18 protein-coding genes and 1 tRNA gene are annotated in these 19,352 nt (G+C 56.9%); 7 read left to right on the plus strand and 12 right to left on the minus strand.

Annotated elements, in window-relative coordinates:
* Positions 1-46 precede the first annotated feature (46 nt).
* From AAAU26_RS08850 to AAAU26_RS08865, 4 genes are all read right to left on the minus strand, one after another.
* Positions 47-1,930: a heavy metal translocating P-type ATPase gene (locus AAAU26_RS08850; protein ID WP_227619610.1), complete on the minus strand. Its 1,884-nt coding sequence runs from the start codon at positions 1,928-1,930 to the stop codon at positions 47-49.
* A gap of 235 nt (positions 1,931-2,165) precedes the next feature.
* The gene (locus AAAU26_RS08855) at positions 2,166-2,387 is read right to left on the minus strand and encodes a cation transporter (RefSeq protein ID WP_015566080.1); all 222 of its coding nucleotides are present in this window, start codon (positions 2,385-2,387) and stop codon (positions 2,166-2,168) included.
* Positions 2,388-2,462: 75 nt separating this feature from the next.
* The gene (locus AAAU26_RS08860; protein WP_227619611.1) at positions 2,463-2,801 is read right to left on the minus strand and encodes an ArsR/SmtB family transcription factor; all 339 of its coding nucleotides are present in this window, start codon (positions 2,799-2,801) and stop codon (positions 2,463-2,465) included.
* Between the two features lie 230 nt (positions 2,802-3,031).
* The gene (locus AAAU26_RS08865) at positions 3,032-3,784 is read right to left on the minus strand and encodes a YwaF family protein (protein WP_227619612.1); all 753 of its coding nucleotides are present in this window, start codon (positions 3,782-3,784) and stop codon (positions 3,032-3,034) included.
* Positions 3,785-3,961: 177 nt separating this feature from the next.
* On the opposite strand from AAAU26_RS08865, the gene AAAU26_RS08870 reads away from it, so the two are divergent.
* A complete protein-coding gene (locus tag AAAU26_RS08870; protein ID WP_015566083.1) occupies positions 3,962-4,348 on the plus strand; it encodes a thioesterase family protein in 387 nt (128 codons plus the stop codon).
* Here AAAU26_RS08870 and AAAU26_RS08875 read toward each other — a convergent pair.
* Positions 4,345-4,476 carry a hypothetical protein gene (locus AAAU26_RS08875; RefSeq protein ID WP_256275951.1) on the minus strand — a complete coding sequence of 44 codons (132 nt, stop codon included), beginning with the start codon at positions 4,474-4,476 and terminating at the stop codon, positions 4,345-4,347. The genes AAAU26_RS08870 and AAAU26_RS08875 overlap by 4 nt on opposite strands.
* 265 nt (positions 4,477-4,741) lie before the next feature.
* On the opposite strand from AAAU26_RS08875, the gene AAAU26_RS08880 reads away from it, so the two are divergent.
* Positions 4,742-6,421, plus strand: coding sequence for a Na+/H+ antiporter NhaC family protein (locus AAAU26_RS08880; RefSeq protein WP_227619613.1), 1,680 nt, complete (start codon positions 4,742-4,744; stop codon positions 6,419-6,421).
* Between the two features lie 99 nt (positions 6,422-6,520).
* On the plus strand, positions 6,521-7,006 hold the full coding sequence (locus tag AAAU26_RS08885) for a MarR family winged helix-turn-helix transcriptional regulator (protein WP_158395732.1): 486 nt from the start codon (positions 6,521-6,523) through the stop codon (positions 7,004-7,006).
* Between the two features lie 65 nt (positions 7,007-7,071).
* Here the strand turns inward: AAAU26_RS08885 and AAAU26_RS08890 are convergent, their stop codons facing one another.
* The 4 genes from AAAU26_RS08890 to AAAU26_RS08905 form a co-directional block, all read right to left on the minus strand.
* Positions 7,072-7,485, minus strand: coding sequence for an EamA family transporter (locus AAAU26_RS08890; protein ID WP_158395731.1), 414 nt, complete (start codon positions 7,483-7,485; stop codon positions 7,072-7,074).
* Positions 7,486-7,595: 110 nt separating this feature from the next.
* A complete protein-coding gene (locus tag AAAU26_RS08895; protein ID WP_227619614.1) occupies positions 7,596-9,125 on the minus strand; it encodes a tripartite tricarboxylate transporter permease in 1,530 nt (509 codons plus the stop codon).
* A 15-nt stretch (positions 9,126-9,140) separates the two neighbouring features.
* Positions 9,141-9,677: a tripartite tricarboxylate transporter TctB family protein gene (locus AAAU26_RS08900; RefSeq protein ID WP_160141219.1), complete on the minus strand. Its 537-nt coding sequence runs from the start codon at positions 9,675-9,677 to the stop codon at positions 9,141-9,143.
* A gap of 82 nt (positions 9,678-9,759) precedes the next feature.
* Positions 9,760-10,806: a tripartite tricarboxylate transporter substrate binding protein gene (locus AAAU26_RS08905; RefSeq protein WP_158395725.1), complete on the minus strand. Its 1,047-nt coding sequence runs from the start codon at positions 10,804-10,806 to the stop codon at positions 9,760-9,762.
* Between the two features lie 387 nt (positions 10,807-11,193).
* Between AAAU26_RS08905 and AAAU26_RS08910 the strand changes: the two genes are divergently transcribed.
* From AAAU26_RS08910 to AAAU26_RS08920, 3 genes are read left to right on the plus strand one after another with little or no spacing between them, the layout of a single operon-like run.
* Complete coding sequence (locus AAAU26_RS08910) at positions 11,194-12,372, plus strand: HD-GYP domain-containing protein (RefSeq protein ID WP_227619615.1); 1,179 nt, start codon at positions 11,194-11,196, stop codon at positions 12,370-12,372.
* Positions 12,373-12,391: 19 nt separating this feature from the next.
* A complete protein-coding gene (locus tag AAAU26_RS08915; protein WP_227619616.1) occupies positions 12,392-13,552 on the plus strand; it encodes an HD-GYP domain-containing protein in 1,161 nt (386 codons plus the stop codon).
* A gap of 17 nt (positions 13,553-13,569) precedes the next feature.
* Positions 13,570-15,438: a DUF2971 domain-containing protein gene (locus tag AAAU26_RS08920; RefSeq protein ID WP_227619617.1), complete on the plus strand. Its 1,869-nt coding sequence runs from the start codon at positions 13,570-13,572 to the stop codon at positions 15,436-15,438.
* A gap of 62 nt (positions 15,439-15,500) precedes the next feature.
* Here AAAU26_RS08920 and AAAU26_RS08925 read toward each other — a convergent pair whose 3' ends face one another.
* Positions 15,501-16,868, minus strand: a complete 1,368-nt coding sequence (locus AAAU26_RS08925) for an MATE family efflux transporter (protein WP_207677393.1) — start codon at positions 16,866-16,868, stop codon at positions 15,501-15,503.
* Positions 16,869-17,424: 556 nt separating this feature from the next.
* Here AAAU26_RS08925 and AAAU26_RS08930 point away from each other — a divergent pair.
* Positions 17,425-17,516 (plus strand) — tRNA-Ser (locus AAAU26_RS08930).
* A gap of 88 nt (positions 17,517-17,604) precedes the next feature.
* On the opposite strand, the gene AAAU26_RS08935 is transcribed toward AAAU26_RS08930, so the two are convergent.
* Together AAAU26_RS08935 and AAAU26_RS08940 are read right to left on the minus strand one after the other, a co-directional pair.
* A complete protein-coding gene (locus AAAU26_RS08935) occupies positions 17,605-18,780 on the minus strand; it encodes a tyrosine-type recombinase/integrase (RefSeq protein WP_097791183.1) in 1,176 nt (391 codons plus the stop codon).
* Between the two features lie 93 nt (positions 18,781-18,873).
* Positions 18,874-19,113, minus strand: coding sequence for a helix-turn-helix domain-containing protein (locus AAAU26_RS08940; RefSeq protein WP_370569216.1), 240 nt, complete (start codon positions 19,111-19,113; stop codon positions 18,874-18,876).
* Positions 19,114-19,352: the final 239 nt, after the last annotated feature.

Below are 19,352 nucleotides of genomic sequence, written 5' to 3' on the forward strand. Positions count from 1 at the left end.
GTCGTGCTCTTCCGATCCGCACAGAACCCTCTTTGCCTTATATCTTTTATTTTTGGGTGAGGTTTTTCGTATAGAGGGCGCGGGTCGCATTCAGGACAGCGAGGACCATGACGCCGACGTCGGCGAAGATGGCCGCCCACATATTGGCGATACCCAGAGCACCCAGCAGCAGGCAGGCCGCCTTGATGGCCAGAGCAAAGACGATGTTCTGGTAGACGATGCTCTTGGTGCGGCGGGCAATGCGCATGGCGAGGGCGATCTTGGCCGGGTCGTCATCCATCAGGACGACGTCGGCGGCCTCAATGGCGGCGTCAGAGCCCAGCGCACCCATGGCGATGCCCACATCCACACGGGAGAGGACAGGGGCGTCGTTGATGCCGTCACCCACGAAGGCCAGCATCTCTTTGGGGTTCTTGGCGGCCAGGAGCTTCTCGATCTGGTCCACCTTATCGCCGGGCAGCAGACCGGCGTGGTACTCGTCGATGCCCAGCTCTGCCGAGACAGCCTTTGCCACCGGCTCTGCGTCGCCGGTAAGCATGACGGTCTTGCGGACGCCGGCCTGCTTGAGGCCCTTGATGGCCTGTGCGCTGTGGGGCTTCACCACGTCGGAGATGAGCAGATAGCCCGCATACTTGCCATCGATGGCCACATGGACGATGGTGCCGGTCTGGGGGACATCGGGGACGGTGAGGCCCAGCTTTGCCATCAGGCGGGCATTACCGGCAGCGACCGGCTTGCCGTCCACCTTGGCGGTGACGCCGTGGCCGCCCAGCTCCTCCACGTCGGTGACGCGGGCAGCGTCGATGTCCTTGCCGTAAGCAGCCTTGATGCTCAGGGAGATGGGATGCTTCGACCAGCTCTCGGCCAGCGCAGCGGCTTCCACGAGGCTGTCTTCGGTACCGCCCTCCACGGGGCAGACCTTGACGACCTTGAAGGTACCCTGGGTCAGGGTGCCGGTCTTATCAAAGACGACGACGCGGGTATCGGCCAGCTCTTCCAGATAGGTCGAGCCCTTGACGAGGATGCCGCAGGCAGAGGCGCCGCCGATGCCGCCGAAGAAGCTCAGCGGGATAGAGATGACCAGAGCGCAGGGGCAGCTGATGACGAGGAAGGTAAGGGCGCGGTAGACCCAATCGCCGAAGCGGGCGGGCTGGCCCATCAGCAGCAGAACGATGGGGGGAATGAAGGCCAGCGCCAGCGCGCCGTAGCAGACCGCCGGGGTATACACCCGGGCAAAGCGGGTGATAAAGTTCTCGGCGCGGGCCTTCTTCATGCTGGAATTTTCCACGAGGTCGAGAATTTTAGAGACGGTGGATTCGCCGAACTCCTTGGTGGTCCTGACCTTGAGCAGGCCGCTCATGTTGACACAGCCGCTGATGACCTCATCGCCGGACCGGACATCCCGGGGCAGGCTCTCGCCGGTGAGGGCGGCGGTGTTGAGGGTGGAAGCGCCCTCGACGATGACGCCGTCGATAGGCACACGCTCGCCGGGCTGGACCACGATGACGGTGCCGATCTCGACTTCATCGGGGTCCACCTGCTCCAGCTTGCCGTCCTCGCCCTCGATGTTGGCGTAGTCGGGCCGGATGTCCATCAGGGCCGAGATGCTGCGGCGGCTCTTGCCGACGGCAACGCCCTGGAACAGCTCGCCGATCTGGTAGAAGATGATAACGGCACAGCCCTCGACGTAATCGCCCAACGCAAAGGCACCCACGGTGGCGACGGCCATCAGGAAGCATTCATCAAAGGGCTGACGGTTCTTGATGCCCAGAAGGGCCTTGCGGAGCACATCCCAGCCCACCACGAGGTAGGGGATGCAGTAGAGCAGCAGCTCCACCGACGCGGGCAGAGGCGGCAGCAGCTTGAGCACCAGCACCAGAGCCAGAGCGGCGATGATGCGGTACAGCATTTTCTTTTGTTTTTTCGTCACGGGTACCAGCCTCCTTTTGGGGCAGTTTTCTCAGATTCAACAGGTTTTCCCCACAAGGGGCTTGTTTTCCACGCTTTCCCCCGGCTTTTCCACGAGTTTTTCCCGCAAAAAGCCGCAAATGCGCGTTCATTTTTCTATTTTTGCGTCCAGAATGTTGAAAACGCCGTGGAAATTGTTGAAAGCTGATTTATTTTTCCACATTTTCCACGCGCATCCCGGCAGTATAAGTCGAAACTCAGATGCCAAAGATCTCGCAGTCGTCCTCGACCTTCTTGCAGGCGGAGAGGACGTTCTGCATGGTAGCCTTGACGTCGGCACCCTCATCGAACTCGACGTTCATCTTCTGGGTCATGAAGCTGACGGTAGCCTTTGCGACGCCGGCGACCGTGTTGGCGGCATCCTCCATCTTCTGGGCGCAGTTTGCGCAGTCAACTTCGATCTTGTAGCTCTTTTTCATAATAAGTACCAGCCTTTCTTTCTATATCCCCGCTCCGCCGCCGGGTGCAGCAGAGCTTACAGCGTTTTCGGGGCATCACTCTTCGATGTGGTCCATGCCCATGGAGAGGATGCTGCGCACATGGTCATCGTCCAGTGCATAGTAAATGGTCTTGCCGTCGCGGCGGAAGCGGACGAGCTTCGAGTCCTTGAGCACCCGCAGCTGATGGCTCACCGCCGACTGGCTGAGCTGAACGGCATTTGCAATGTCCTGCACACACAGCTCATCGTCGTGGAGGGCGTAGAGGATCTTGATGCGGGTGGAATCGCCGAACACCCGGAACAAATCGGCCAGCTCGTAGAGCACCTCATCGTCCGGCAGCTCCGGCGGGGCCTTGGGCAGCTTCTGTTCTGGGGCAAGAGCATTCTCAGCCATCGTTGTCATCCTTTCGCTTCAATATATGAACATCTGTTCATGTGTTCATGATAACACGCCGTATGGCTCCTGTCAAGGAGTTTTGTATAAAAAATCAGCATTCTCTTAAAATTGATAAAACAGACCGCAAAACGCAAGAAATTTGCAGATTTATTTTGCAGGAAGGGTGCAATTTAGGGCAACAGAAAAAGGCAGTCCTGACCGAACTGCCTTTTTCTAAAGCACTGCATTCATGCCCGCTTCTTCTTTTTATAGTCCGCCGCCCACGGCAGATACATGAGGAACAGCGCCAGCGCGGTGGCAGGCAGGAAGCCCAGGATATAATATTTTTCGCCCAGCAGGGCCGTGAAGGTGCTGGTGATGATGTTCCCGTAGGGATTATTGAGGAAATAGAAGTTGGTGTTAAGGGACTTATTCAGAAAGTAGATGGGCAGGGCAGAGCCGAACAGGAACGCCAGCACCTGCGGCACCCGCCGGGGACTGGGACGGTAGCCGCCCGCCACCAGCAGGACTGGATAGAGTACCAGCAGGGCATGGATACTGACGGAGTGCAGATTGATGAGCGTCCACCAAGAGGGGACATCCAGCCAGCTGGGGCAGAGCAGTGCCAGCATTGCACCCGGGATACAGAGGGCATACAGCTCCTCTTTGCACCAGTTTCTGTCCGTGATCGTGTTGTACAGACAGACGAAGACATTGATATTGCACAGGTGCAGGGGCAGATAGCTCCAATTCCACTGGCCGGTCAGGGCCATCCCCAGCAGAAGGGCAGCTTCGTCCAGCAGGAGCAAAGCGGTGACTCCGACTAAAATGCGCCGCCGGGTGCGGGCAGAACTGCGGCGATACCACAGGGCCGCCCCCACGATAAAGGCAAACGAAATGGCCAGCTCCATGAGGTGAACAGTGCCATACAGCGGGTAGCATCGGTAATCGGCCCCGTATTCGGCGTGGGTGATGTCGTAGGATTTCCAGAAATCGTTCATCTTCTTTCCCTCCTTGTCCAGCTTATGATACCGCGTTTGGCCTCAGACGGAAAGAGTTTTGAAGGAAAATCCAGAAAACAGGTGCAATGGCGTGGATTTTGTGGTATCCTTACAAACGTGAAATTATCTGCCGCAAACCGCGGCATCACGACAAATTAAGAAAGAGGGAATTTTTATATGTTAGAAACTGGAATCCGCGGCAAGCAGAGCGTCGCCGTCACCCCCGAGAACACCGCCAAGACCATGGGCAGCGGCACGCTGAACGTCTTCGCCACCCCCGCACTGGTGGCGCTGGCCGAAAAGACCTGCTGGATGAGCGTCGCCGACGCTTTGGATGAGGGCTGCGGCTCTGTGGGCACCAAGCTGGAGCTGGAGCACACCGCACCCACCCCCGTGGGCATGACCGTCACCTGCGAGAGCGAGCTGACCGCTGTGGAAGGCCGCAAGCTGGTGTTCAAAGTCTCCCTGTACGACGAGAAAGGCCCTGTGGGCGGCGGCGTCCACGAGCGCTTTGTGGTCAACGACGCAAAGTTTGCCGCCAAGGCCGAGAGCAAGAAGGGCTAAGACTCTTTTTTCTCGGCAAGCTCGATGGGCGGCGGGTCGGCAGCCAGCAGCTGCTGCTCGGCCCGGGCCTGAGCTTCCTGCAAAAGCCGTGCCGCCTGTTCGCTGGCACGGAACAGCTCTAAATACATCGCTTTATAGTCCGGCGCAGCCAACACCCCCTTCCGTGTCCCATCACGTTAGAAGCTGTTTTTGTAAGCAGGGTGCATCGAACGACGAGAATTTTTGCTCGCAGACAAGGCAATTTTCCGCAGCAATCCTGAGCGGATTGCAAGGGAAAGCAACGCAGTATGCGGGCAAAAAGGCCGTTCGGGCGGTGTGCAATGCTTATGAAAACGGCTTCTAAAGGGTTAGTCTGCCCGGCAGGCTGCAAAAAAATCAACCGAGGAGTTTATCATGAAAAAAACCAATCTCTCGTGGGTGGGTGCGTTGCTGGTGTTTGCCCTGCTGCTGTGGTGTACCGCCGCAACGCCCGGCAAAATCGACGACCCTTCCACCTACACCTGCGCCGTGTACAGCTCGGCGCTATCCCTGCTGCCCCCTGTGATAGCCATCGTGCTGGCCCTGAACACCAAAGAGGTCTACACCTCGCTGCTGGTGGGCATCGCCACCGGCGCACTGCTCTACGCCAACGGCAACCTTGAGCTGGCGCTGACCACCCTTTTCTTCAACGAAGACGGCGGCATGGTGTCCAAGCTGTCCGATTCCAGCAACGTCGGCATCCTCGTCTTTCTGGTGATGCTGGGCATTCTGGTGGCCCTGATGAACAAGGCCGGCGGCAGCGCCGCCTTTGGCCGCTGGGCCTCCACCCACATCCACACCCGGGCGGGCGCACAGTTCGCCACCCTGCTGCTGGGCATCCTCATCTTTGTGGACGACTACTTCAACTGCCTGACCGTCGGCTCCGTCATGCGCCCGGTCACTGACCGGCAGAAGGTCTCCCGCGCAAAGCTGGCCTACCTCATCGACGCCACCGCAGCACCCGTCTGCATCATCGCGCCGGTGTCCAGCTGGGCCGCCGCCGTCACGTCCTCTGTGCCGGAAGGCTCGGGCATCAACGGCTTTACCATGTTCCTGCGCACCATCCCTTATAACTACTACGCCATCCTCACCATGGTGATGAGCCTCTTCCTCATCTTCAGCGGCCTCGACTACGGCCCCATGAAAAAGCACGAGGATAACGCCCTGCTGGGCGACCTTTTCACCACCGACGACCGCCCCTACGGCGACGACACGGACGACGGCAGCGACACCCGCGGCCATGTGGTGGACCTCATCGCGCCGGTGCTGGTGCTCATCGCGGCCTGCATCTTCGGCATGGTGTACACCGGCGGCTTCTTTGAGGGCGTGGACTTCGTCACCGCTTTTGCCGACTGCAACGCCTCCATGGGCCTCGTGCTGGGCAGCGCCATTGCCCTGATGTTCACCTTCGTGTTTTACCGGGTGCGGGGAGTCATGACCTTTCAGGACTTCGCCGCCTGCATCCCCGAGGGCTTCAAGGCCATGGTCAGCCCCATGCTCATTCTGACGCTGGCATGGACGCTTTCCGGCATGACCGGCCTGCTGGGCGCAAAATACTACGTCGCAAGCCTGCTCAGCGGCTCTGCAGCGGCTCTGCAGTACCTGCTGCCCATCATCATCTTTGTGGTGGCGGTCTTCCTCGCCTTTGCCACCGGCACGTCCTGGGGTACTTTCTCGATTCTGGTCCCCATCGTCTGCCATGCGTTCCCGGAGGGTGAGATGCTGGTGGTCTCCATCGCCGCCTGCCTGTCCGGCGCGGTCTGCGGCGACCACTGCTCGCCCATCTCCGACACCACCATCATGGCCTCTGCCGGCGCGCATTGCAGCCACGTGAACCATGTCTCCACCCAGCTGCCCTACGCCATGACCGCCGCCGCCATCTCGGCGGGCTGCTATCTGCTCTGCGGCGCAGCACAGGCTGTCCTCGGCGATGCCGCCAACACCCTGACCTCCTTCGTGCTGCTGGCCTGTGCCATCGTCATCGAACTCGTCGTGCTCAGCATCGTCAAGGCGCGGATGGGCCATACTGGGAAGGAAGAAGTCACAAAATCTTAACGGAATCGTAGATTTTTGTCTTCCCCTCCGGCGCAAATCATGGTATACTTATCAAAAGAGTAAATTTTTTGAGCTATTTGCTCACTGGAGGAAAACCCCATGCTGGAAGAAGTCTTTCAGGACGTCTATACAAAGTTCAAGCTGCATTTTTATCAGAATGTATTTCAGCGCTTTGCCACCCGCGAAGCCACGCTGACCACGGTGGAGTCCTTCTGCATGGAGGGCATCATGGCGATGGGGGAGCCCACCATTGCAGAGTTTTCCCGTATGATGGGCATCTCCACCCCCAACGCGGCTTATAAAATCGGCAGCCTCGTCAAAAAGGGCTATGTGGAGAAGATCCAGTCCACCACCGACCGCCGCGAATACTTCCTGCGCCCCACCCAGAAATACATCGATTACTACAGCATCAGCTATTCTTACCTGCACACGGTCATCGAGCGTGTGCGCAAGCGCTTCCCGGCTGAGGACTGCGACAAGATGGAGCAGATGCTCTCGGTCATCAGCACCGAGCTGATGCCGGAGCTGGATATGCTGGCCAAGTGCCGCCACCCTGAGGCTCCGGCAGAAGATACCACCCACTGACAAGCACAAAAGGCCCTCCCAGGCAAACCCGGGAGGGCCTTGTTGTTTGCAGGGAGCTTACCCTTTTACAGCACCATAAACAGGGTGCCGGCGGCGACGAGGGCGCAGCCCACCATACTTTTGGCGGTAAAGGGCTCGTGGAGGAACACAAAGGCCAGCACCAGGGTGATCACCACGCTGAGCTTGTCGATGGACACCACCTGAGAGGCCCGGCCAAGCTGCAGGGCCCGGTAGTAGCACAGCCAGGACGCTCCGGTGGCCAGCCCCGATAGGATGAGGAAGAGCCAACTCCGGCGGCTGATCTCACCCATGCCCCCCTGGGCCCGGGTGAGGAACACCATGCCCCAGCTCATGGCCAGCACCACCACGGTGCGGATGGCGGTGGCCAGAGTGGAGTTGACCCCCTCGATGCCCACCTTGGCCAGGATCGAGGTAAGGGCCGCAAACAGGGCCGAGCCCAGTGCAAATACAAACCACATAAACAGACCTCCGTTTTTGCTGCCCAAAGCGAAGTGCGGCCGCCCCGACGGAACGGGACAGCCGCAGCTTCATGGGAATGTAACAGACAGAGCTTGTCAGGATGTTGAGCTTATGCCTTCTCCTGTGCAGCGTTTGCAGCAGCACGCTTGTTGATCTTGCTCTGGTTATAGACAGAGTAGACGATGACCAGGATAGCGACCGTTGCAAAGACCATTGCGATGGGAGAAGTGGTGATGGCGAAGAAGTTGCCGCGCTGGATGTTCATGTAGCGCACGAAGTTCTTCTCGCACATGGGTCCCAGAATGAGGGCCAGCAGGATGGGAGAAAGCGGGAACTCGTACTTGTTCATCAGCCAGCCGATGATGCCGAAGGCGACACAAACGCCCACATCAAAGGCATTCTTGTTGATGGAGAAAGCACCCAGCAGGGAGATGACGAGGATGATGGGGTAGAGCATCTTCTTCTCGATGGAGACGATCTTTGCAAAGAAGCGGACGCCCAGGCAGCCGACGACCAGCATGCAGAGGTTTGCCAGCATCAGAGCCGCGAAGACGCGGTAGACGGTGGGCAGCTCGGTAACGTACATCATGGGGCCGGGGGTGATTCCCTTCATGATGAAGGCACCCAGCAGGATGGCGGTGACGGAGTCGCCGGGGACGCCCAGAGACAGCAGGGGGATCATAGCGCCGCCGGAGCAGCCGTTGTTGGCGGACTCGGTAGCAGCAACGCCGTTGGGGATGCCGGTGCCGTACAGCTCGGGGTGCTTGCTGGCGGACTTGCTGGCGCCGTAGGAAACGAAGACGGCGATGTCACCGCCTGCGCCGGGGATGGCGCCGATGAAGGTGCCGATGAGGCCGCCGGAGAGGATGTTGGGCCAGATCCGCTTGATGGTCTTCCAATCGGGCAGGACATTGGTGATCTTCTCGTTGGACTTCTGCTCATGCTCTTCGCCGCGGATGATGCGCTCAACGCCGGCGATGACTTCAGAGACAGCGAACAGACCGATCAGAGTGGGGATGAACTGGAAGCCATCCAGCAGGCCGGTCTGCTTGGTGGTGATGAAGCGGGGGATGCCGTTGGTGGGGTCGAGGCCGACGGTGCAGAGCAGCATACCGAAGAAGGCGCTGATGAGGCCCTTGGCCACAGACTTACCGGAAATTGCGACGATGACCGACAGGCCGAAGACGGCCAGCATGAACATCTCGCCGGGGCCGAAGTTCATGGCCATATCAGCGACCAGCGGAGACAGGAAGGTCATGATGAGGGCGCCGATGACGCCGCCGCAGAAGGAGGCGAACATGGCAACGGACAGTGCCTTGCCGGCCTGACCTTTCTTACACATGGGGTAGCCGTCCAGCAGGGTGGCGGCTGCGGCGGGCGTGCCGGGGGCGTGGATGAGGATAGCGGAAATGGAACCGCCGTACATACCGCCGCAGTAGATGCCCAGCAGCAGGCCGATGGACGGGATGAGGTCCATGCCGAAGGAGAAGGGGATGAGCAGCGCCACGCCCATGGTGGCGGTCATGCCCGGGATAGCGCCCAGCAGAACGCCGCCCAGTGCGCCGATGAAGGTCATCAGAAGGACCTCGGGGTTGGACCAGACAGTAGCATAGCTGGAAAGAAGCAGACTAAAATCCATAACTGTGCTCCCTCCTTATATCATGTCCACGAGGGTGCGCAGGAAGTTCAGCGGACCCAGCGGAATATTGACGGTAAGCACCTTGTAGAACACCAGCCACATCAGCAGCGGCACCAGAACGCTCACAAGGACCATCTGCACCCAGTTGCGCTTGCCGATGAGGAACATGATGATCATCGAGAGCACCACAGCGCACAGGATGTAGCCGCAGCTCTTGAACAGAGCAGCGAACAGCACACAGAGGAGCATAACGAGGTAAGCAGCGGCCACGCCCTTATCCTTGAGGGGATTCAGGGTGCCGACTTCGACAGCAACGGGGTCGGTGGGCTTCATGGTACCCATCAGCTTGAAGATGGACTGGATGAGCAGGACCACCGAGAAGATGAGCATGCCCACGATCATGACGCGGGGGAAGGTGGAAGCCTGCACATAGGTGTTGGCCACCTCAGGGAAATTATCGGTCTGGAGCCACGCCCAGATGCCGATCGCGAGGAAAATGATGGAGCCTACCAGATTGGAGAAGGCCATCGTTTTCATTTTGTCTTTGTTCAAAAGGGGTTCCTCCTCTCTATATCTTCTCATAAAAAAGGGCAGGCATGAACTGCCTGCCCCAGCAAATACTCAGAGAGACAAATCAGAGGCCGACAGCGTCCATAGCAGCTGCGACATCGACAGCAGCCTGCTTCAGGTAGTCAGCATAGCCCTGTGCATCCAGATAGGAGATCGCCTGACCGTTGTTGTTCATGAAGGTCACGAAGTCAGGATCCTCGATGGCAGCGGCGCAGGCCTCTTCCAGACGGGTCATGATGGCATCATCAACGCCCAGAGGAGCGGCCATACCGCGCTGGGTGTAGTAGGTGATGTCGTAGCCCTGCTCCTTACAGGTAGGAACATCGGGGAAGACGGGGTTGCGCTCTTCGTCCATGACGCCCAGGCAGATCAGGTCGCCGGACTCGATGAAGCTGCGAGCTTCGGCCAGAGAGACGGTAACGCCCTGAATGAAGCCGCCGGCTGCGTTCTGGACAGCGGTAGCAGCGCCTTCCTGATAGGTGATCATCTGGATGTCGATGCCGGTAGCGCTCATCAGGTAGCCGCCAGCGATGTGCCAGACAGAAGCGTTGGAAGAACCGCCCATCTGCACCTCACCGGGGTGAGCCTTGCAGTAATCAATGAAACCGGGCAGGTCGGTGATGCCGTTGTCAGCAGCCCACTTTGCGCCGACGGTGATGGCAGCTGCGTCGGTGTTGACGCGGCACAGGGGAGCGTAATTCTCCCAGGTCAGTTCACTGGTGCCCAGCTTCTTATAGGTAGCCAGCTCGAAGGTGATCATACCGATGGTGTAGCCGTCGGTGTTGGCATCTGCGATAGCCTGATGGCCCAGGATGCCGCCGCCGCCAGTCTGGTTATCGACAGTCAGGGTGACGCCCAGGTTCTTGCCCATAGCCTCGCAGAATGCGCGCAGGCAGGAGTCCGTGCCGCCGCCTGCAGACCAGGGGCAGATGACGGAAATACCCTTGGTGGGGTAGTCGGTGGACTTGCCGCCGGCAGCGGTGCTGGCAGCAGTGGAAGCTGCAGTAGAGGTGGCAGTGCTGCTGGAAGAACCGCCGCAGGCGGTCAGGACGCCAGCTGCACCCACAGCAGCAGAAGCTGCGAGGAAGTCACGACGAGAGATCTTTTTCATTTCTTGTTACCTCCGATTCACGTTGCGTTTATCCGTATTATGGTAGCGCCGTGCTTTGCTCACGGCAACATTCCTTCCGCATACGGGTCGCCTTTGGATATTATGATAACGCATATTTTCTCATCCCGCAATTAGATTCAAGCACAAATTTTTCAGGCAATGTTTGTACAAAGTGACCCGTTTGATTGGTTTTTGGAGCTTTCTGCAAGCTCGTTTTTCAATTTTTAACTCTTGTATCCAAGATTCTTTGCCGATGTATTTTTGATGCATACAGTCATTCTGAAAATCCATCTGTTCATCGTCCAGATTTCGTTGTATAATGTATTGTAACATTATAAAGATACAGCAGCCAGCCGCCCGCGCGGCCCGTTCGGAGGCGACATTTTCATGCTTTACCGCATCTGGCCCCTTCTCAAGGAAGTATATCATTACGAAAAGCATTCTACGCTGGACTCAGACTACCTGCGCCAGGTGCTGACGCTGGCGGTCGTCGTGCTTTTTGCACTGAATTTCAGCTGCAACGGCCTCGACAAGCCCGTCGTCTTCGTCCTCACCGGGCTCATCAGCCTTGTGCTGCTGATGGTGGAGTGGCTGCTGCCCCGGGCGAAAAACGAAAAGCATCTGGTCATGTTCTCAAACACGGCCCTTATCTTCATGGGCTTGCTGCTTCTGGTCTGGAACGAGAACGACGGCTTCCAGAACCTGTGGTTCTTCCTGATGCCGGCTACTCTTTTCGTGCAGTCGGGGTTGCCCATCGGCCTGCCGTTCTGCACGGCCTACGGCCTCGCGGCCACCTGTTTTTTGTGGCTGGGTCCCCTCGTCGGCAGCACACTCTACCGCCGGGACTATGCGCTTTTCTACCCCGCAGCCTACTGGTCGTTCTGTCTGCTGATGATAACAGCGGACATCTTTTACAAACACTACCGCATCCAGCAGGAGCAGAGCGAAAAAGAGATGGAACGTGAGGTCCATGCCACTATCTGCGAGGCCCGGCAGCTGATGGTGAGCTCTGTGGCCGCCATCAGCCAGATGATAGACGAAAAAGACCGCTACACCAGCGAGCACTCCCACCGGGTGGCCGAATATGCCCGCCTCATCGGGGCGCATATGGGCTTCGCCGGCAAGGAGCTGGACAGCCTCTACCGGAGCGCCCTGCTCCATGACATCGGAAAGATCGCCGTGCCGGACGCCATCCTCAACAAACCCTCCCGGCTGACGGACGAGGAGTTCGACATCATGAAGCAGCACACCGTCTGGGGCCGAAAAATTCTCGAGGGGCTGGAATTTCTGCCTCAGGCCGACTGCGGTGCCAGCTACCACCACGAGCGGTTCGACGGCAAAGGCTACCCCGCCGGGCTGAAAGGCGGGCAGCTGCCGGAGATGGTCTGGATCATCAGCGTCGCCGATGCGCTGGACGCCATGGGCTCCGACCGGTGCTACCGCGGCCACTGCGACAGGGACTACATCATCGGAGAGTTCCGGAAATTGAGCGGGACGCAGTTCGAGCCTGCGGCGGTCAAGGCCGTGGTGGAGCTGCTGGAAAGCGGAGAGATAGCGGTGCAGTGACGCGCCAAAAGGATGTTTTATGAACAAGGATACGCTTGAACGACTGCGCGAGACGGTACTCGTCCCCCATGGCGACCCGCAGCTGGTCCTCTACACCAAGCTCGTCGTGGGTCTGCTCTGGCTGGTACATCTGCCGCTGGGGTTTCTGTACGGTGCGCCGCTGCCGTTTTATCTTCTGCTGGGCGGCATGATGCTTCTGGACGGCGTCAACCTCTTTCTGTCCCGCCGCAGTGCCAGCCGGGCGCGGGAGCTGGGTGCAGCGCTGGCGTTTCTGGCCGGCAGCGCCTTGCTTTTCCAGAAGGCTTATGTGGGGTATTTCAGCTGGTTTTTCCTGCTGATATTCTCCTTTTCCTGCACCTTCGTACTGGGCCTCGTGGACGGCACTTTTATCAACCTTCTGAGCTTTCTCTGGGTGATGGCCTGCCTGCGCGGCGGGCTCATCCCCGACCCCGCCGCCCTCTACGGCGAGAGCTCCGTGCGCCGTTTCCCGTTCCTTTACATCTGCATCCTCGGGGTGGCCTACATCATCATGTTCTCCATCCAGCGCTACTGGGTGGACAAGGCCAAACGCCATCTTTTATTGCAGCAGCGCATCGACGCGGAGAAGGGCAAACTCTCGGAGATGTCGCTGAAGGTCATCACGGCCATGTACAGCGCCCTCAGCTCCAAGATCCCCGAAATCGACCTCCACTGCCAGCAGACTGCGGAGCTGACGCAGGAGATGGCCCGCCGGATGGGTCTGGATGAGGCCGCCTGCCGGGACGGCTACTATGCGGGCCTGCTGCACGAAGTAGGCACCGTGGGCCTGCCCGATGATGTGGTATTGCAGCGGAACATCACCGAGGAGCAGTACCAGCTCTACAAGACCTATGTAGAGCGGGGCTGCCGCATCATTCAGGAACTCCAAATCGTAGACCGGGTGGCCGAGACCGTGCGGTATCACCGCGAAAATTACGACGGCACCGGCTACCTTGAGGGGCTGCAGGGCGAGGCCATCCCGCTGCTGTCCCGCATCCTCGCTGTGGCCGACTTCACTGACCGCCACCGCCGCCGGGGCGAGACGGACGCCCAAATCGCCGCGGCCCTCCGCGAGTGTGCCGGACATGCGTTCGACCCGGCCTGCGTCGGGGCTATGTGTAAGATGCTGACAGAACAGAGCGCGGCCCGGCCGCAGGAATAACAAAGAGGAGGGGCTTTATGGCAGACGTAAAAGAAGAAAGCAAGCGCTATCCCCTGCTTGAGTTCGAATATGATAAGGGGCCGTATGAAAAGACATTGGAATTGAGCAATCAGCCGGGTTTTGTGAGTTATACATCAGGAAACCCGGACAACTATATGCATGAGGGATTTGGGTTTTCCCGTGGCGATGACAAAAAAGTGTTGGAACACGCAGTATATCTTCTGAAGAAAAAGAAATCAAAGCGTGCTACTCTCTCTCCGTCTGAACTCCGGGAGTTGTGCGATGATTTCAGGCATTATTGCTATTGTGTCAAATATGCGGACGGAGAAAAAGCAGTGCTCCAAGATTTGATGGAAGCCGTATTGTTTTATGGCGGAGACAAGGTCGTATACGAAGAGGTGATAGACTGGCATAAAGACACAGAGGAAAGGCCGGCACCTTCGACAGAGAGTATCTTTGACTTCGATAAACTTTACATCAAAATGGGTGACCGATTCCTTTTTCTGGAAAACAATGTTTTTGCGGCAATGAAATTTTATGGTCTGGCCGCACTGGAATGGTCGACAGCGCCGCTGGACCCGATCCTTTGCGGAAATGCAGGAGAATATGCTGTCGATTTTAACGAGGAATACGAAACACTCATTGGTTTAGCACAGGGAAACCCCTATAATGAATCCTATAGCACGACGCTGCTTTCGCATTACAATGACCTTCTGAAACTGGAATATCCATCCCAGATGCCGACAACTCTTTCGGACTTCACAGACAAGGTCCGGGGTATTCTGAATCATAACGGAAAAAGCCCCTCTTTTCACCAAAGAATAGCCCTTATCACGATGATCGTGCTGATGCGGAAATATCTCGTACCAGAAATGGCGCAGCTTTCGGAGGATGATTGCAGCAGTCTGCGGCAGAGTGAGATCATTGAAAAATCCCGCTTTCTGAAAGGGACTGATTTTGATGCGCTGGCTGTTTCAGCTCAAAAAATTGGTACTGAGACTCTTTCTTATCGGGACTACTTGTATCTTGCCCAGACAGCGCATCTGTCCAATCTTATATTGCTGGAGCTGAAAGCAGAAGGTACGGAAAAGAAGATCGCCTATTACACTTCTTCTGAGGTGTTCTCCTATATGCTCCCGGTAAAGTGCACTGGCGAGAAAAAGGACCGGCTGGGCAAACTCACGGTCATGCATCTGTCCTATATGAATGACCCGAACGAGGGACAAACGCTGCTTCAGACTGTTTACGGCGACCAGTATGATACGGGGAAGAAAGACAGGAAATCGCTGAATGTCCCCTACGTCTTTGTCAAGTGCTTTACGCCCCGGGTCGATTATCTGCCCATGTGGGAGATGTATGGCGACCATGCAAAGGGCTGCTGCCTGATCATTGACTGGGAGACAACAAAAAACCTCTCTTGTGCGGTGGAGCCGACACTCTATCATGTCTGCTATCTCCGGAAGAACGCCAAAAATATGGTTTTGCGTGGTGACAATGAGAAACTGGCTCAAAATTACAAGGAGATCGAACGACAGCTCAGGCAGTTGAGGCAGATCACGAAGAGACTGAACAAAGCAAACCGTCCCTATTTCGACTCCCTCCTTGGCAAAGTCCTCTACCTCTTCAAAGACAGCAGCTACAGCTACGAGCAGGAGCTGCGGGTCATCTACCAGACGAAGGACAACATCCTCCATACCGACAGCGACAAACCGTGGCTTTTCGTGCAGACACCTTTTCCTCTCCAATTAGACGAAGTCATTCTGGGACCGAAGTTCCCGGACGTCAGCACCCGGGTGCCTTACCTGCAGGAGCAGCTCGACCTGATGTGCGAAAAGACCGGCACGGAAAAGCCACGCATCACTCTTTCTGAAATCGACTACCGTTGACACAAAAACAGCCCGCAGGCCGGATTTTTGTCCGTCCGCGGGCTGTTTTTATTTCCTGCGAATCATACCTTCCCGGCACCCTTGTCCAGTATCTTGTCGAAGCGGGAAAAGAAGGTGATGGCTGTAATGGTCGCTGCCAGAATATCACTGACCGGCTCGGCGAGAAAGACGCCGAGGCACTTATCTGCCGTGAAGCAGGGCAGGATAAAAATCAGCGGGATAAGTAGGATGATCTTCCGCAAACAAGCCAGCAGGAGGCTGACTTTGGCCTGACCCAGCGCCATAAAGCTCTGCTGGCAGGCGATCTGAACGCCCATGGCGAGGATGCCCGCCATGTAGATGCGCATGGCCCATGTGGTGTATTCGATGAGGGCGGCATCCGAGGTAAAGATGCCCGCCACCACGCCGGGGACCAGCATCATGAGCAGCCAGAACAGGGTGGTATAACCGAAGCAGAGGGTGAGCTGGAAGCGGAACGCCTCCTTGACGCGGGGCTTTTTGCCTGCGCCGAAGTTGAAGCTCATCACCGGCTGGCCGCCCTGACAGATGCCCTGAATAGGCATGGTGCAGAGCTGGGACACGCTGGTGATGACGGTCATCGCGCCCACAGCCACATCGCCGCCGTAGCGGGCGAGGCTGGAGCTGAAACTGATGGAGAGCAAACTCTCCGTCGAGAGCATGACGAAGGACGAGATGCCCAGCCCCAGCACCGGCAGGATGATGTTCCGCTCCACTTTGAGGTTTTCTTTCCGCAGCTTGAGGATGGTCTTGGGGCCGGTGAGGAACTTCAATATCCAGCAGGCACCCACGGCCTGACTGAGCACCGTCGCCACTGCCGCACCCCGGACGCCCCAGCCAAGACCAAAAATCAGGATGGGGTCGAGGATGATGTTGATGACTGCGCCGATGACTGTCGTGAGCATACTGATCTTCGCAAAGCCCTGGGTCGTGATGAAGGGGTTCATGCCCATGACCAGCAGCACGAACACCGAGCCGAGGATGTAGATGCGGCCATAGGCCACCGCATAGGGGAGAGTGGCGTCGCTGGCACCGAAGAGCCGCAGCAGAGCGGGCGCACCGGCATAGAAGCCCGCCGTCAGCACCACAGCGAAAAACAGCAGCATGGTAAAGCTGTTGCCGATGATTTTTTCGGCCTCGTCTTTATTGTCCTGTCCCAGCGCGATGGCCGTGCGGGGCGCACCGCCCGCGCCGATGAGCATGGCGAAGGCGTTCAGGAGCATAAGGATCGGCGCAAACAGACCCACGCCCGTCAGCGCCGCCGCACCGATGCCCTCGATGTGGCCGATGTAAATGCGGTCTACGATGTTATAGAGCAGATTGACCACCTGCGCCACCACGGCGGGTATCATCAACTGCAAAAGCAGGGGCTTGACTGGCCCGCTGCCCATATCCTGTCGATTCTGTGCCATAGGTTCTCCTTTGAGTATATACTTCAAATTTGAAATAAATATAGCACACCCCGTTCTGCCTGTCAAGCACAAGGGAAAGGGCTTTTTGTATTTCCAGTTGACGGAAAGGCGGGATTTTGCTATAATAATTAAGCTGTATTGTGAATATGGAGCATTACTCAAGTGGTCGTAAGAGGTCGCACTCGAAATCCAAGTGGATGCTTCGCTGGATGTCTCCATATCACACGAGGGAACGTCAATTTTGATGTCCTGACAGGCTTCAAAGCCTGTCTGAACGATGCGTTTTCTAACAATATTCTAACAGCAACTGTTCCAAGTTTCAAGGCCGATTTGCGATATACAAATCGTAAATTGGCCATGAAAATATACTTGGAGATGTATCGAAGCGGTCGTAACGAGAACGACTCGAAATCTAACTGGCTTTTTGGAAGTGGTTTTCCGGTTTTGCTAGGTTTCATGCGGGTTTTCCGACTTCGTGAGGGAACGATTTTCTGGCGTTCTCTCCTGCAATTCTCTCCAAAGTTTTCCCAGAATGCACGGCTAAAATTTAATATCTGGAGCATTACTCAAGTGGTCGTAAGAGGTCGCACTCGAAATGCGATAGGCCGGGAGACCGGTGCCAGGGTTCGACTCCCTGATGCTCCGCCAAATCGAATGGACAGATGAATTTTATTCGTCTGTCCATTCTTTTTTGCCGGAACATCGCCCGTCCACCCTGTCTTGTGGGCGTATGGCATCATGCTGACGCATTGCCATAGCCCAGCCCCTCCAGCATCGCCTGTGCAGACGAGAGCTTGGAAGCGTAATCGAGGTGGGCGTAAATATTGGCGGTGGTGGAGAAGTCGCTGTGACCCAGCCATTCCTGAATCTGCTTCATGGGAACGCCGTTTGCCAGAAGAAGGCTGGCGCAGCTATGACGCAGGTCATGAAAGCGGATAGGACGCAGACCGTTTTTCTCCAACAGCTTCGGGAACTGCTCGGAAACGTAGTTGGGGCGGATGATGTTCCCGATCTCGTCCACACACAGATAGCCCAGATAATCCCGGTTGTAGCTTTTACCGCACAGGCGGCGGTAGGTTTCCTGCTGACCTTTCAGCATCAGCAGGCGGTCACGGATGGGCGGCACAAGAGGCAGCGTCCGCAGGCTGGACTTCGTTTTTGCACGGTCTGCCTGTACCAGAACCTTTTTGCCGTCGATGGATGCCTGCGTAACGATGTGCTTGATCTCCAGAGTGTTTTCCTCAAAGTCGATCGCATCCCACTTCAGCCCCAGCACCTCGCTGCGGCGCAGGCCGTAGAAGGATGCCAGCAGAACCGGGATCTCCAGCTTGGTGCCCTCTGCGACCTCCGTCAAAGCATGGATCTCTTCGGCACTGTAATAGCTGCCCTTGAACGCATTCTTCTTCGGACGCTCGACCTTATCTGCCGGATTGGTGGGGATCAGGTCGATCTTGACCGCATACTTCAATGCCTTGTGGATGTTTGCATGGTAATGGATCACCGAATTTGCCTTGACCCGTTCAAGCTGTTTGGTATAGAAATCCTGCAAATCGGTGGCTTTCAGGTCTACCAGCTTGATGCCGCGCTTGCGGAAATAGGGAGCGATGATGCGCTCCACCATTCCTTGATAGCTGGCATAGGTCGTGATTTGGACAGAGCTTTTCGTGACTTCCAGCCATTTCAGCATGAAGTCCGAAAAGAGAATGTCATCGTCCAAGCGGATCTCCGCAGGTGCGGTGGGAACCATGAAGTTCCTCCGACGTTCCAGCAAAAGAGCTTCGGCTTTCTTCTTGTTCCTCTTGACGGACAGACCGGTGGCTTCCCACTTGGTCTTTCGCTTTCCGTCTGCGTCCTTGTAACTCAGAACGATGTAGTAGAAGTCGTTTTTTTCTTGCAGATGCCCTGCTACCATAATGTTTCCTCCTGTCTTTGCATCCACCTGAATATGTAACTTCTGCCGCTGACACCATCAGTGTACCCAACGGCAGGAGAGAATGCAAGGATGTCACGCCCGGATGGTGTGACCGGGTGCGAATCCGATAAGATAAGTCAAAAGATGTGCCTTGGGGATGCGGTAGGAGCGTCCGACCTTCAAATGCTGGATGCTCCCCTTTTTCAAAAGCGCATACCCGGTTTTTGTGCTGACGCTCAATATCTCGCACATCTGGTCGATGTTCAGCACATCCGGGTAATCCCGGAGCATCACACGGTACGCATCACGGGGATTCAAAGTTTCTTCGCCCAAACAGATCCCCCCTTTCTATAATGGAGTGTACCGCTCCGTCTTGCGGTCAGGCTCTTCCTGAATCAAAGTGCAGGCTGCGATCTCGCTCATTCCTGTCCTCTCCTCTCTAGTTCAATATGTCAATTATTCAGCAGAAAATACTATATGTAAAGAGCAAATGGCCTTTTTCGGGTACCATCGCCCTTGCCAAAGGAGATATTTGAGCTTAGAACTTCATCGGCAGTGCGTCTTTCCTGCAC

The sequence above is a fragment of the Faecalibacterium longum genome, assembly GCF_040094125.1.
Classification (GTDB): Bacteria; Bacillota; Clostridia; order Oscillospirales; family Ruminococcaceae; genus Faecalibacterium; species Faecalibacterium longum.

Bases quoted from the DNA above. Each gene is read 5' to 3' on its own strand.
- AAAU26_RS08855 (WP_015566080.1), bottom strand. From the start codon at position 2,387: ATGAAAAAGAGCTACAAGATCGAAGTTGACTGCGCAAACTGCGCCCAG.
- AAAU26_RS08895 (WP_227619614.1), bottom strand. From the start codon at position 9,125: ATGGATTTTAGTCTGCTTCTTTCCAGCTATGCTACTGTCTGGTCCAAC.
- AAAU26_RS08910 (WP_227619615.1), top strand. From the start codon at position 11,194: ATGCTTTACCGCATCTGGCCCCTTCTCAAGGAAGTATATCATTACGAA.
- AAAU26_RS08890 (WP_158395731.1), bottom strand. From the start codon at position 7,485: ATGTGGTTTGTATTTGCACTGGGCTCGGCCCTGTTTGCGGCCCTTACC.
- AAAU26_RS08860 (WP_227619611.1), bottom strand. From the start codon at position 2,801: ATGGCTGAGAATGCTCTTGCCCCAGAACAGAAGCTGCCCAAGGCCCCG.
- AAAU26_RS08880 (WP_227619613.1), top strand. From the start codon at position 4,742: ATGAAAAAAACCAATCTCTCGTGGGTGGGTGCGTTGCTGGTGTTTGCC.
- AAAU26_RS08935 (WP_097791183.1), bottom strand. From the start codon at position 18,780: ATGGTAGCAGGGCATCTGCAAGAAAAAAACGACTTCTACTACATCGTT.
- AAAU26_RS08915 (WP_227619616.1), top strand. From the start codon at position 12,392: ATGAACAAGGATACGCTTGAACGACTGCGCGAGACGGTACTCGTCCCC.
- AAAU26_RS08865 (WP_227619612.1), bottom strand. From the start codon at position 3,784: ATGAACGATTTCTGGAAATCCTACGACATCACCCACGCCGAATACGGG.
- AAAU26_RS08920 (WP_227619617.1), top strand. From the start codon at position 13,570: ATGGCAGACGTAAAAGAAGAAAGCAAGCGCTATCCCCTGCTTGAGTTC.
- AAAU26_RS08905 (WP_158395725.1), bottom strand. From the start codon at position 10,806: ATGAAAAAGATCTCTCGTCGTGACTTCCTCGCAGCTTCTGCTGCTGTG.
- AAAU26_RS08885 (WP_158395732.1), top strand. From the start codon at position 6,521: ATGCTGGAAGAAGTCTTTCAGGACGTCTATACAAAGTTCAAGCTGCAT.
- AAAU26_RS08870 (WP_015566083.1), top strand. From the start codon at position 3,962: ATGTTAGAAACTGGAATCCGCGGCAAGCAGAGCGTCGCCGTCACCCCC.
- AAAU26_RS08925 (WP_207677393.1), bottom strand. From the start codon at position 16,868: ATGGCACAGAATCGACAGGATATGGGCAGCGGGCCAGTCAAGCCCCTG.
- AAAU26_RS08875 (WP_256275951.1), bottom strand. From the start codon at position 4,476: ATGTATTTAGAGCTGTTCCGTGCCAGCGAACAGGCGGCACGGCTTTTG.